This window comes from Gillisia sp. CAL575 (assembly GCF_000403785.1).
Taxonomy (GTDB): Bacteria; Bacteroidota; Bacteroidia; order Flavobacteriales; family Flavobacteriaceae; genus Gillisia.
This window is the reverse complement of record NZ_APHJ01000030.1, coordinates 56,408-69,377: the sequence shown is the minus strand read 5'-3', so window position 1 is coordinate 69,377 and position 12,970 is coordinate 56,408. Positions and strand designations below refer to the sequence as shown.

Sequence of the window (12,970 nt, the reverse complement as noted above, 5' to 3'; positions counted from 1 at the left end):
AAGCCCGAGATTTTCATCTCAGGCTTTTTTATAATGTGAGCTAATCCCTAATTAGAGTACTTAGCCATTAATGGTTGTAATTGCATACCCCATTGTTGACCAATTTGCATAGACTTTTCAGTAATTACAGGTAATTCTGCAGTCATTTTTTGACCTACAGGAGTTGCATAAAAAGCAAGAATTTCTTCTAATTCAGCTTCAGTAAAACTCTCCATATAAACTACGGCAAGCTTATCAAATAAACCTTTCATACTTTCTTTAACTTCCGCTTTAAAAGCATCACGGCTTTCTTCAGCAACCATTCCAACTATTGGCTTTAGCATTACATCGAATGTTGCACCAGAATTTATTTCTATCAACTGAACGGCTTTAGCCTTGTATGCTGATTCTTGTGCAAAACCTGAGTATCCAACTAATAAAAATACGAATGCGTAAAATGTGTTTTTCATAATTAAGTTTTTTTTGAAATCCAAAAATAGAATTATTTAGCTGTTATAAAATTATAAACTGAAGTATTTAAGCACACCAAAAAAATATATAAAGAAATTACTTCAAAATTTAGCTATTGCACAATTCTTGATACCTTTAGAATCAATAACCTGTAGGCATGTTTTCGAGGCATAAATTGAAAAACATTTAAGTAATCGATGCAAGCCATAATTATAAAACCCTCGATGAGGGATTAAATGAAAATGATGAAATTCTTAGGAATACTTATAATGTTATTAATTTCTACGGCTTATGGCACTGCCCAAGAGATCCCTGTATTAAATTCGCCCGACGATTTTATAATACAACGCACAGAGATTACACCTTCTTTATCTATACTTGCTCCCGAAAATCCATATGTTGGAAAATTCAGGATTCGAACCGTGAATTTTGATGTTAAAGATGAGCCTATTCAGATAAATATTTCTGAAATAATGCGAGAGGAAGAACAAATGAGATATAATAGTTATGTAGAACTTGCTCCACCTGTTCAGCTCACTCAAAAAAAGGCTTCAGTTAGTTTCTCGGCAAATCCAAGAGAAACTGATGCCAGATATTTTAACCAAAATTTCAATCCGTCTTTCCCAAGAACTGGAACGCGCAATACGGTTTATAAAGATGCTTCAGAAACTACAAGGCCAATTTATTACAGTAGATATTCTCCCTTTTATAGAAGGTATTAAGAATCCTTGGGCATGCTCACGAGTTATTTTCCAAAGACTCGGAAGTGAAAACAATTTTCAAGAATTCAATATATCTTGAGAACAATCGGATGAGAAATCCCCTCTCGATAATCGAATCATCTAATTAATCGTCCTTAAGATAGATTCCGTCATCTTTTATTTCGATCATTCGTTGCTTATACAAAGTTCCGATAGCCTTTTTAAAACTCTTTTTACTCATTTGTAAAACACGCTGAATTTCGGTAGGATCAGATTTATCTGTAAGTTTTAAATGCCCACCTTTTAAAGAGATCTCGTTTAAGATACTTTGTGCATTAGGTTCTATACTTCTATAACCTGGACGTTGAAGAGTAACATCCAATTTACCATCTGGTCTGGTTTTCTTGATCCATGCTTTTAAACGATCTCCAGGATTTAGATCCTGAAAGATATCATCTTTATAAATTAGTCCTTGGTGTAATTCATTTACAATCACATTTACACCAAGATCTGTGGGATTCACTACTATGATATCCACTTCTTCATATGGCTCTACGGTGATCTCTGAATTGTCCATGAACGCATTGGTCTTACTGGACGCAACAAGCCTACCTGTATCTTCATCTAAATAACAGAAAACAAGATACCAACTGTCTTTACGCATTTTAGATGCCATTTCACGATAAGGCACAAAAAGATGTTTTTCTAATCCCCAGTCCAAAAATGCTCCAATATCAGATACCTCTACACATTTCAAATAAGCAAATTCATCCAATTTCACATATGGGTGCAGCGTGGTTGCAACCGGCCGTTCAGAATGGTCTAAATAAACAAAAACGTCTATTTCATCACCTATATTGAAAGATTCTGGTTTGTATTTATTTGGTAATAACACCTCATCATCTCCAGATCCGGTTAAAAATAATCCCGGTTCGGTATCACGATCTATTATTAGTGTATGGTATTGTCCTATATTAAGCATAACTGAAATTTAAAATGCAAAGATACTTTATATTTTATGGGAAAACTCAAAATCCTATTCCTTTATAAACTCCTTGAAATCTTAAATATTTAGATCCGAGAGGCGTCAAATTTTGAATAATAATTTCCTCGGAATTAAGATTTTATAAAATCGAAATATTCCAACAAGACCCCATCATTCAAAGCTCTTGGAGTCATGATTTCCAATAATTTTGGTTTATCCGAAGGCGCAAAGAATTCCTCTAATTCGGAATTCACTTCATCTGAATTCTGAGCGCGAGCATATTCAAAACTATACATTTCACATAGCGCTTTCGCATTAAGATCATGGATTGTTTCAAAATAAGTATCAAAATTTTCGGTGTTCTTATTCCCGGGAAGTATCCTGAAGATCCCCCCACCAGAATTATTAATAACTATAATTCTGAAATTTACAGGAATATAATTGTTCCAAAGGCCATTACTATCATAGATGAAACTAAGGTCTCCACAGATAAGCAATGTTGGTTCATTTTTTACCAAAGCAGCACCCACTGCTGTAGAAACACTGCCATCTATTCCGCTGGTACCGCGATTACAAAATATAGATTGCGAGGGGTCCCATTTAAAAAGCTGAGCATAACGTACGGTGGAACTATTACCTAACTGCACATTATAATTCTCAGGAACTGCTGGAACTATAGATTGCATAGCTTTGAAGTCCGAATAAGGGATTTTATTTACATAGACTTCATGGCGATGTTCCCGGTGTTCATTTATCTTTTTCCAATGCGTTGCATAATCACTTTTTACTGAAACTGTTTCTGGCAAGAATTTCTTAAAGAAAGAATTTACAGAAGTTTCAAAATGTTTATTCAAACAAAAGAAGGTATTATATGCTTTTTTCGGATCTATATGCCAGTGTTGTTGTGGCTGATAGTCTCTTAAGAATGATTTGATCTTTTTCGAAACGATCATTCCTCCAAAAGTCAGTAGAATATCAGGCTGTAATGCAACAAATTGCTCATTAGCATCTTCAGACTTCTCTATGGGACCAATCAAGGTATCTATTCTTGTAAAGAATTCTGGATGTTGAATATTAGAAGTGGTTTCAGTAAAAATAAGAACCGTAGGATCTTTAGCTAATAGATCTAAATATTGTTGTTCTACACTATTTGGAGGCATCACTCCTACAATAATCATTTTACGCTTCGCATTATTCCAAAAATCTAAATATGGCTGCATCTCCAATTTAGAATATTCCCTTAAGCTAAGATCTGGAAGAATTTGAACTGGATCTGTTATCTTATTCTTTTCTACAGAATACAATGGCTCATAAAATGGCACGTTTATGTGTACCGGTCCGTTATTCTCTATAGCATTATTTAAAGCTAAATTGATCTCTCGTTCATTATGGCGCCTGCTTTCAAATTGTTTCTGAAGCAGTTTTTTATCTACAGCTTCATTTTCTAAAACCAATTCAGAATAAAGATTGGCAGAATACAAAATATGATTTTCGAAAACATTCTTCTGACGAATTGTTTGTCCGTCCCCAATATCGACTCTTTCTATAGGTCTGTCTGCAGAGATCACTACTAATGGAATATCACTATAAAAAGCTTCGGAAATTGCAGGATAATAATTTAATAAGGCAGAACCAGAAGTACACACAACGGCAACCGGTTGCTTGATCTGCTGGGCAATACCTAACGCAAAAAATGCAGCACAACGCTCATCTACAATACTATAAGCTTCAATTTCTGGATGATTAGTAAAACCAATGGTTAAAGGTGCATTTCGGGAGCCAGGAGATATCACCACATGTTTGATATTTTTTGCAACACATAAAGCTACAATGGATTGAGCAACTGGTATTTTGGAGTATTTCACTATAACAATTTAAATGAAGTTCAAGATGATTGGATAATCAAAACTTTACTATGTAATCCTATCAAACTCAAAATTACAATTTTTAACTACTATTCCTTCAAATTAGCTATTTATAAAGCAGCTTTCATGGTGCGGGTCTTATTTACAGTTTCCTCCCATTCAGAAGTAGGGTCTGAATCTTTTGTTATTCCTCCACCAACATATATTGCTACTTCTCCATCTTTGAATTTCAAGCAACGCAAATTTACAAATATGAAAGAGTCTTTTCTAATACTGGAATACGCCTGATTTTCCTGATTTCGGGTTCTACTGCTTCGCTTTACCTCGATTGTCATATTTAATAAGCCTAAATATCCTGTATAAAACTCCCTATTGTAGTCTTCATAATCAATAATAAAATTATAAGCGTTCTTGCTAGGCAATCCGCAAATTGCAGGAGTTGGATGCAAGGCTTTTATAATATCTCCAATTTCAGCAGTTGTGTTTTTAATAATACCTGAAATATCCGTTCTTAAATGAAGTAAACTTCCAGCCTCACTAGTATAAGTATCTGAAACCTTCAATAATTCTTCAGTATATCCTAATTCTTTCAATTTTGAAACAATAGAATCGGTTACAATTTGCTGCTCCACTACTTCTTTCTGAGTCCAATTATCTTCAGGAAAATTCTGAAGTTTTCTCGTTCCCGCAAGTGCCATGGTGCTGAACTTAGTCCGTTCAGTTTTTAATAAAGTTTCAGGAGTTGCCCCAATCCAAACTCCAGTTTCTGGATGGCTCCATATATAAACAAAGGTATTTGGGTATAGTGAAAGAAGGTTCTGAAAGATTTCAAGAGATGAAATACTAACATTCTGAAGTTCTTTTCTGGAAAGCACCACTTTTTTCAGCTCTGTTTTTTGAATTGTTTCAATGCCTTGCTCTACTAATTTTATATGAGCTGATTTCGCGTTAAAATTTAAATCCGTTGAAAGGTTTTCAGTAGAATCTAAATGTGTAAGTATACTATCAAAAAAAGGCAAAACAGATTTATCACTTCCCTTTTCAGGAATGAAGAGGGGATTTTGGCAATTTTCAAAAGGTGCAAAGATGAATCCGCTTTCAGAAAAATCCTTAATTCTATAAGATTCTTTTGAAGTTTGGGACAACAGTTGTATGCTCTCCTTTCCTGGAAGCCTATAACACACCAGCGGAGTTTCAGCTTCGATCCTATTGTCTAATAATTTGAAAAATTCTTCTGAACTCATTAACTTTTTTTAAGCAACGCGATGGTCGTTAATTTTACTAAAGAATTAAGATTATCCTGTTTATCTGTGATCTTTATTTCCCAAAGCTGTGTTGTTTTTCCTTAATGTATGGCTGATGCTTCTGCATACACAAATCCTTCCCGATTACTTTTTAAATGGTTTGCAGAGATCTCTAATTATTTTAAATGAAAATAGAAAAATGCGCACTCATATTTCTGCTCAAAAGGCTGAAGTCATCATTCATTACCAAAAAAAAATTGGTAATGATGCAAAAATACAAAACAGAACAATAATAGGATGAATGATACCTTTCAATATTATATATAAATATTACATAAATAAAGAGCCACTATTAAATGGCTCTTTTAAATCTATGTATTAAAAAATGTTAATATCCAGTAGAAGAGGAAGAATTTGGTAATTTTGGATTAGATCGTCTAAAATTATTCCTTGCTACCTGTTTTAACTCACTTATTGGAGCCGTATCAATTTTTGCCACCCCACCTAGCACAGAAGTGTTCGTAGTATCATAGAAAAGAGCGAAATCACCTTCACCTAGCTCAATTACTGAAGCGCAGGCGATCGTTAAAGTTACAACACCTTCCATTATTGGATGTACTCTATTTGAAGTTGACGGTAGTATAGTTTTAGTACAATCAAGCGCACCTCCACTATTGAATAAGATAGCCCCCATATTTACCAAAAATTGATTCTCTATCCCAATACCAGCACCATAATAACTTTCATATTCTCCTACAAAAATTATTCTTCCACCTTCAGAAGAAAATAGTTTGAGTGTATTTATCTCGTCAATAGTATACTGTACAGTAGGCATTACAAGCATTATAACTTTAACATTGGAAGAAATGCTAGTTAACGAACCCGCAGTAGAAAAAATGCTTTCTACGGTAAAACCTTCATTTTCCATTACCGTTTCCATGCTGCCCCAAAATGTTTCGTCACATTCCGTTGTTCCATAACATCTTGCATTACGCCCTCGATCTATCCAAACTACATCACCATTATTTCTATTCCCTGTTGTGGTATAGGTCACAAGGTTTTGAACAAATCTTACATTATCTGGATCTTCCATTGCGGTATTATCAAAAATATTTATATCATTTAAGACAACAATATCTCTTCCCGGAACTTGAATACTTTCACACCCAACATCATCTACATCCACTCCGGGATCTGTATCTGGGCATTGATCTACATCATTTGGTACGCCATCCCCATCATCATCAGATCCAGTTTCACATACATCGCCAACGCCATTATCATCTTCGTCTTCCTGATCTGGATTTGCAATATTTGGACAGTTGTCTTCACTGTCAATAATTCCATCTTGATCGGAATCAACTGGTACACCTCCGCCATCATCATCACAGTTAATTCTAATGTGCTCATATTTTGGTGTGGCATTTAACTGCTCATCAATATCTGATTGTGTAATCTCAAATTCATAAATGTCCGAAGCATTTGCTGTGTAGGCTCCGGCAGTAAGTACAGTTACTCTTGCATAATACATTTCATCTTCTGCCAATGGAGGTAATGGAAAGCACAATACTGTAGCTGCGAAAGCGTTACCCTCACCAGATACTGAATTCATCTCTCCTCCTACTATTACCTCTGATCCGTCTAAGGCATCACCCCAGATTTCTACTTGGAAGTATGCTGGATATTCTCTACCTGTTTGCTCATCACAATAGTTTACAAATATGCAATAGTTATTCTCAATTGCTATGGCATTTATGTCGAAGAAAATATACCCATAGGCTTCTTCTTCACGCTCAATGAAACACAGTACATCCACATTTATATATGGTTTGGTTCCTGCTACTAAAACAATCTCTTGAGGTAGTGCATCACTCACACTACTAGCAAATGCTCCTCCTTCTCTAGGTGCAACCCACAGTACTTCATCATCACTACTATATACAATGAAGTATTGCAATAAATAGGTTCCTGCTGGCAGGCCTAACATTTCAGAATATTTAGTTTCCCAACTTCCAGAATTGTTAACAAGGTTTACTCTAATAAAATCAGCAGTAGTAGCACCCTCAGTCGTTGGATCCATTCCTGCAACCCAATCCCCATCATCATCAGTCAATGCAACAAGTACATAGGAAGGGTCTGCATCTCGACATTCTACAGGATCATCAGATAAATGTTCTCTGTTTTGTGAATTAAAATCGTTTAACAAAGTTCCGAATTGTAATTGGACTGTATCTTGAACATCTGGCCCAGAGACATCGCTCTCCTCTTTGCTACACGATGTAAAGAGTATAGCCATAATTACTACTAAACTCCAACAGTAATTTAAATTTTTCATGATTATTATAATTAATTGGTTACTAACAAAACTCTTAAAAATCATTCAATACGTGTATCCGCATAGATTGATTTGAAGGTGGGGATGGGATGGGAATTGATGGGATTTTGTAGCCGAACAGAAATAAGAAAACTATATACCAGTTATACAATAGATTAAAGCTGAGCTCTTAAACAAAATTACCAGAACTTGTGAAAATAATTTATAAGGGTTTTCCCTGATTTTAGTATCATTGCTTTTACAATAAGCAAAGTAAGATTGAGTACCAACTTGCATTTTCTAATTGCAACTGCTTTTAGACAGTTTAAAATTATTAATTATATTGAAGTCGTTCGGTTATATAATATAAAAGCTAATTACTTGTGGAGATATCCAAAGAATATTTCAAGCATCTCGATCAGAAAAAAATACGTGTTATTGACAATTAAACGATTATTTAATTGCAGAGTACACTTGTATTTATTCGTTCTTTTGAATTGTTTCTAAGCCAATCCTAACTAAATTAATATGACTTGATTTTGCCTCAAAATTTAATCCCGATTCAGTTTCTCCTGAAGGACTTATTAGAACTTGTGTGTTTTTAGAAAAAGGTAACAGTTTTTAAACTTTCGTTTTAAGGAATGAAGAGAAGATTTTGGCAATTTTCAAAAGGTGTAAAGATGAATCCGCTTTCCAGATTCCTTTCCCAGAAGTCTATAACTAATCTTAGCTTTCCCGGTTTTGATCTTATTGTCTAATAATTTGAAAAATTTTTTCTGAACTCATTAACTTTTTTTAGGCAATGCGATGGTCGTTAATTTTACTAAAGAAATAAGATTATCCTCTTCATCTGTGATCTTTATTTCCCAAAGCTGTGTAGTTTTACCCTTATGAATGGCTGAAGCTTTTGCATACACAAATCCTTCCCGAATACTTTTTAAATGGTTTGCAGAGATCTCTATTCCTCTTACCACAAAATCTGTAGTATTGCATAGTAAAAACGAAGCCATGCTCCCAATTGTTTCTGCCAGTGCTACAGAAGCACCTCCATGTAAAACACCATCCGGCTGATGCACTTTTGAAGTTACCGGCATTTTTCCTAGTACGTAATCTTCGGTAATATCTATAACTTCAATATCCAAAGTTTCCATTAAGGTGTTTTTGAACATATGACGACAACTTTTGAGGATTTCCTCTTTCTGTATATTATCCATAAAGAATGTTTTACTTTGTAAAAATACAAAACGATAAAGGATGATTCCAACCGAAAAACAGGTTTCTTATAAAATCACAAATACCTATAACACCTTAAATGAACGGACTTCAAAAACGAAGAATGTTTGGGTGGTTTTCCATGGAATTGGATACCTATCTAAGTACTTCTTGAAATATTTTAAAGGCTTAAATTCTGAAGAAAATTATATAATAGCTCCCCAAGCAGCTTCTAAATATTATCTAAATGGAAAGTATACGCATGTAGGTGCTTCCTGGTTTACTAAAGATAATACGCAACAAGAAGTAGAAAATGCTATGAATTATTTAGATGAAGTATTTCAGGCAGAAAACTTAAAATCTGTAACAAATCTTATTGTTTTAGGCTATTCTCAAGGGGTTTCCGTAGCTACACGATGGGTAGCCAGAAAGGGAATTAATCCTAGCCAATTGATCTTATGTTCAGGTGGACTTCCAAAGGAATTAGAGTCTAAGGACTTTTTACATTTAAATGAAACCAAGTTCGCTTTGATCTATGGTACCAAAGATCCATATTTGGACAAAGAGCGTCTAGAAAGTGAGAAAATTAAATTAAAAGAACTCTTCCCAGAAAATCTGAACATTTTTCCTTTTGATGGGGTTCATGAAATGAAACCGTCTATACTAGAATCTTTAGTTTAGATTTACCCCTAATATTTTTTTAATGAAAGCAAAAAAGACAAGCGAAAAAAAATCTAAAAGCTCCTTATTAAAAAGTCTTGGCCCAGGATTTTTGCTTGCGGGTGCCGCCATTGGAGTCTCTCATTTAGTACAATCTACACGCGCTGGTGCCGATTATGGATTTATTCTTGTTTGGGCATTGGTATTGGCATGTGTCACCAAATATCCTTTTATGGAATTCGGGCCACGATATGCAGCTGCCACCGGAAATCACCTGATCACTGGATACAAAAAATTGGGCATATTCCCGCATTGGGCATTTATTGTCTTTACTGTAGGTACTATGTTTATAATTCAAGCAGCAGTAACAATAGTAACTGCAGGATTAGCCGAGCGTCTTTTCAATATAGGATGGTCTCCTTTTATTTGGAGTTTAATAATCACCATATTTTGCATATCGCTATTACTCATTGGGAAATATCCCGGATTGGATAAAAGCATGAAAATCATTGTTAGCTTCCTTACTATAGCAACATTAGCTGCAGTAATAATGGCCTTAAGTGCTGGAACAATCACTAAAACCCTAAATACGCCAATTCCCTCTTTATGGACTACTGCAAGTGTAGGGTTTATAATTGCGTTTATGGGTTGGATGCCGATTCCAATAGATGCATCCATTTGGCATTCTATCTGGACACGAGAAAAAGCAAAGCAAACCAATCATAAGCCAAGTATAAAGGAAGCTTTTACCGACTTTAATATTGGGTATCTTGCGGCATCTTTTATTGGTTTATTATTCCTAACTCTAGGTGCATTAGTCATGTTTGGTAGTGGCACATCCTTTTCCTCAAATTCAGTTGAATTCTCTTCTCAACTTGTAGCTCTGTACGGAAAAACATTAGGATCATGGAGCACTCCAATTATCTCCATTGCAGCTTTTATTGCCTTATTAAGTACTACTTTAACAGTTACAGATGCATACCCAAGGGTGATATCAGAATTATTAAATCCGGAAACTAAGAAGATTCAAAACGAAAAGAAAAAATGGAAAGATTATAAAATTGGAATTTTTGTGATACCAATTCTCTCTTTATGTATCCTTTTCTTCTTATCACGGTCCTTTATATTTCTAATCGATTTCGCAACCGGACTCTCCTTTCTATCAGCTCCATTCTTGGCTTGGTTCAATTATAAACTAGTTACAGGAAATCATCTAAAAAAGGAAGATCAACCAAGCAAGGCTTATAGAATATTTAGCCTGTTCTGCTTTGGTATTTTAGTGATCTTCACTTTTGTATATCTCTATTATATAATATTTATGTAATTCTTGAGGAATAATTTTTTAAACTCATCCCATCCCCAGCCCTTCCCGAAGGGAAGGGAGCAAACATTGTTTTAAAGTCCTCCCTTATGGGGAGCCCGCCTGCTGGACGGCAGGGATTTAGGAGGGGATGAGCGTATGAAATATTTCAACCCTAAAATTATTTTTATTAATTACTATTGTAATAAAAACCAAAACAAAAAAAGATCCCGATTTTCATCGGGATCTTTTAGTTTGATCTTATAAACAAGATCTATAATTTAGATGCTTATTTTACTTCTTCGAAGTCTACATCTTCAACATCATCTGCTTCCTTAGAATCCTTAGCATCATCTGCTCCTGGAGCTCCGTTTGCACCTTGACCTTCAGCTTGTGCTTTGTACATTTCTTCTGAAGCTGTTTTCCATGCTTCATTCAATTTGTCCAATGCTGGAGTAATAGTTTCAATCTCTTGAGTCTCGTAAGCTTTCTTCAATTCTTCTAAAGCATCTTCAACTGGCTTCTTCTTATCCTCAGATATTTTATCACCAAATTCTTTCAATTGCTTTTCAGTTTGAAAAATCATTCCATCAGCCTCATTCAACTTGTCTACTCTCTCTTTAGTCTTCTTATCAGATTCAGCATTTGCTTCAGCATCCTGCTTCATCTTTTGGATCTCCTCTTCTGTTAATCCAGAAGAAGCTTCAATTCTAATATCCTGAGTTTTGTTAGTTGCTTTATCTGTAGCACTTACTTTAATAATACCATTCGCATCAATATCAAAAGTCACTTCAATTTGTGGAGTTCCTCTTTGTGCTGGTGGAATTCCATCTAAATGGAATCTACCAATGGTTTTATTATCTGTCGCCATAGGACGTTCTCCTTGCAATACATGGATCTCAACCGATGGTTGATTATCTGATGCTGTAGAGAATACCTGAGATTTCTTAGTTGGAATAGTTGTGTTAGACTCGATTAATTTAGTCAATACACCACCCATAGTTTCAATACCAAGAGAAAGAGGAGTTACATCTAGTAACAATACATCTTTTACATCTCCTGTTAATACACCACCTTGAATAGCTGCTCCAATTGCAACAACCTCATCTGGGTTAACTCCTTTAGAAGGTTTCTTTTTGAAAAATGCTTCAACTTCTTCCTGAATTTTAGGAATACGAGTAGAACCACCTACTAAAATAACTTCGTCGATATCACTTACAGAAAGACCTGCATCACTTAATGCTTTCTTCACAGGATCCATAGAACGAGTTACAAGCTCATGAGCTAATTGCTCAAACTTAGATCTTGTTAAAGTCTCAACCAGGTGTTTTGGTCCACTTGCAGTAGCAGTAACATATGGTAAATTGATCTCTGTTTGTGTAGAAGAAGATAATTCGATCTTCGCTTTTTCAGCAGCTTCTTTTAAACGTTGTAAAGCCATAGGATCTTTTCTAAGATCGATGTCTTCCGCTTTTATAAAAGATTCTGCAAGGAAATCAATGATCACCTGGTCAAAATCATCCCCACCTAAGTGAGTATCACCATTTGTAGACAATACTTCAAAAACACCATCACCTAATTCAAGGATAGAGATATCAAAAGTACCACCCCCAAGATCATAAACAGCGATCTTTTGGTCGATAGATTTTTTGTCTAATCCGTAAGCCAATGCCGCAGCAGTAGGCTCGTTTATAATTCTTCTCACTTTAAGTCCTGCGATCTCACCAGCTTCTTTAGTTGCATGACGTTGAGAATCGTTAAAATATGCAGGAACAGTAATAACCGCTTCAGTCACCTCGTGTCCAAGGTAGTCTTCAGCTGTTTTCTTCATTTTTTGCAAAATCATTGCAGATAATTCTTGAGGAGTATACATTCTTCCATCAATATCTACTCTTGCAGTATCATTATCTCCTTTAATTACTTTGTAAGGAACTCTTCCTGCTTCCTTAGAAGATTCAGAATATTTGTTCCCCATAAATCTCTTTATAGAAGATATAGTTTTTGTTGGGTTTGTAACAGCCTGACGTTTTGCAGGATCTCCAACTTTAATCTCACCACCTTCTACAAATGCAATTACAGAAGGAGTTGTTCTTTTTCCCTCAGCGTTAGGGATTACCACAGGCTCGCTACCTTCCATTACAGATACACAGGAGTTAGTAGTACCTAAGTCAATTCCAATTATTTTACTCATAACAGTATACGTATTTAAATTTTATATATTCAATTTCACAAACACAAA

General features: G+C 35.1%; 10 protein-coding genes and 1 pseudogene. 3 read left to right on the top strand and 8 right to left on the bottom strand.

Annotation, left to right across the window (positions count from 1 at the left end; translation table 11 throughout):
• Positions 1–47 precede the first annotated feature (47 nt).
• Positions 48–449 carry a DUF2059 domain-containing protein gene (locus I130_RS11015; RefSeq protein WP_034923008.1) on the bottom strand — a complete coding sequence of 134 codons (402 nt, stop codon included), beginning with the start codon at positions 447–449 and terminating at the stop codon, positions 48–50.
• 246 nt (positions 450–695) lie between these two features.
• Here I130_RS11015 and I130_RS11010 point away from each other — a divergent pair, with 246 nt between their 5' ends.
• Complete coding sequence (locus I130_RS11010) at positions 696–1,172, top strand: hypothetical protein (RefSeq protein ID WP_198012050.1); 477 nt, start codon at positions 696–698, stop codon at positions 1,170–1,172.
• 124 nt (positions 1,173–1,296) lie between these two features.
• Here the strand turns inward: I130_RS11010 and I130_RS11005 are convergent, their stop codons facing one another.
• The 6 genes and pseudogenes from I130_RS11005 to I130_RS10980 form a co-directional block, all read right to left on the bottom strand.
• The gene (locus tag I130_RS11005) at positions 1,297–2,133 is read right to left on the bottom strand and encodes a S1 RNA-binding domain-containing protein (RefSeq protein ID WP_034923005.1); all 837 of its coding nucleotides are present in this window, start codon (positions 2,131–2,133) and stop codon (positions 1,297–1,299) included.
• Between the two features lie 134 nt (positions 2,134–2,267).
• Complete coding sequence (menD, locus tag I130_RS11000) at positions 2,268–4,001, bottom strand: 2-succinyl-5-enolpyruvyl-6-hydroxy-3-cyclohexene-1-carboxylic-acid synthase (protein ID WP_034923003.1); 1,734 nt, start codon at positions 3,999–4,001, stop codon at positions 2,268–2,270.
• Between the two features lie 110 nt (positions 4,002–4,111).
• On the bottom strand, positions 4,112–5,245 hold the full coding sequence (locus I130_RS10995) for a chorismate-binding protein (protein WP_034923001.1): 1,134 nt from the start codon (positions 5,243–5,245) through the stop codon (positions 4,112–4,114).
• A pseudogene (locus I130_RS16820) lies at positions 5,245–5,421 on the bottom strand (hotdog fold thioesterase); the annotation flags it as partial. The gene I130_RS10995 and the pseudogene I130_RS16820, both read right to left, overlap by 1 nt.
• 212 nt (positions 5,422–5,633) lie before the next feature.
• Positions 5,634–7,580 (bottom strand): thrombospondin type 3 repeat-containing protein, encoded by a 1,947-nt coding sequence (locus I130_RS16270; protein ID WP_051119689.1) that lies wholly within the window; start codon positions 7,578–7,580, stop codon positions 5,634–5,636.
• A gap of 764 nt (positions 7,581–8,344) precedes the next feature.
• Positions 8,345–8,773, bottom strand: a complete 429-nt coding sequence (locus I130_RS10980; protein WP_034922998.1) for a PaaI family thioesterase — start codon at positions 8,771–8,773, stop codon at positions 8,345–8,347.
• Positions 8,774–8,813: 40 nt separating this feature from the next.
• On the opposite strand from I130_RS10980, the gene I130_RS10975 reads away from it, so the two are divergent.
• Positions 8,814–9,452 carry an alpha/beta hydrolase gene (locus I130_RS10975; protein ID WP_034922996.1) on the top strand — a complete coding sequence of 213 codons (639 nt, stop codon included), beginning with the start codon at positions 8,814–8,816 and terminating at the stop codon, positions 9,450–9,452.
• Positions 9,453–9,474: 22 nt separating this feature from the next.
• Positions 9,475–10,755 (top strand): Nramp family divalent metal transporter, encoded by a 1,281-nt coding sequence (locus I130_RS10970; protein ID WP_034922994.1) that lies wholly within the window; start codon positions 9,475–9,477, stop codon positions 10,753–10,755.
• 265 nt (positions 10,756–11,020) lie between these two features.
• Here the strand turns inward: I130_RS10970 and dnaK are convergent, their stop codons facing one another.
• Positions 11,021–12,922 (bottom strand): molecular chaperone DnaK, encoded by a 1,902-nt coding sequence (dnaK, locus tag I130_RS10965; RefSeq protein ID WP_034922992.1) that lies wholly within the window; start codon positions 12,920–12,922, stop codon positions 11,021–11,023.
• Between the last annotated feature and the right edge of the window lie 48 nt (positions 12,923–12,970).

Bases quoted from the DNA above. Each gene is read 5' to 3' on its own strand.
- I130_RS11015 (WP_034923008.1), bottom strand. From the start codon at position 449: ATGAAAAACACATTTTACGCATTCGTATTTTTATTAGTTGGATACTCA.
- I130_RS11010 (WP_198012050.1), top strand. From the start codon at position 696: ATGAAATTCTTAGGAATACTTATAATGTTATTAATTTCTACGGCTTAT.
- I130_RS11005 (WP_034923005.1), bottom strand. From the start codon at position 2,133: ATGCTTAATATAGGACAATACCATACACTAATAATAGATCGTGATACC.
- I130_RS10995 (WP_034923001.1), bottom strand. From the start codon at position 5,245: ATGAGTTCAGAAGAATTTTTCAAATTATTAGACAATAGGATCGAAGCT.
- I130_RS16270 (WP_051119689.1), bottom strand. From the start codon at position 7,580: ATGAAAAATTTAAATTACTGTTGGAGTTTAGTAGTAATTATGGCTATA.
- I130_RS10980 (WP_034922998.1), bottom strand. From the start codon at position 8,773: ATGGATAATATACAGAAAGAGGAAATCCTCAAAAGTTGTCGTCATATG.
- I130_RS10975 (WP_034922996.1), top strand. From the start codon at position 8,814: ATGATTCCAACCGAAAAACAGGTTTCTTATAAAATCACAAATACCTAT.
- I130_RS10970 (WP_034922994.1), top strand. From the start codon at position 9,475: ATGAAAGCAAAAAAGACAAGCGAAAAAAAATCTAAAAGCTCCTTATTA.
- dnaK (WP_034922992.1), bottom strand. From the start codon at position 12,922: ATGAGTAAAATAATTGGAATTGACTTAGGTACTACTAACTCCTGTGTA.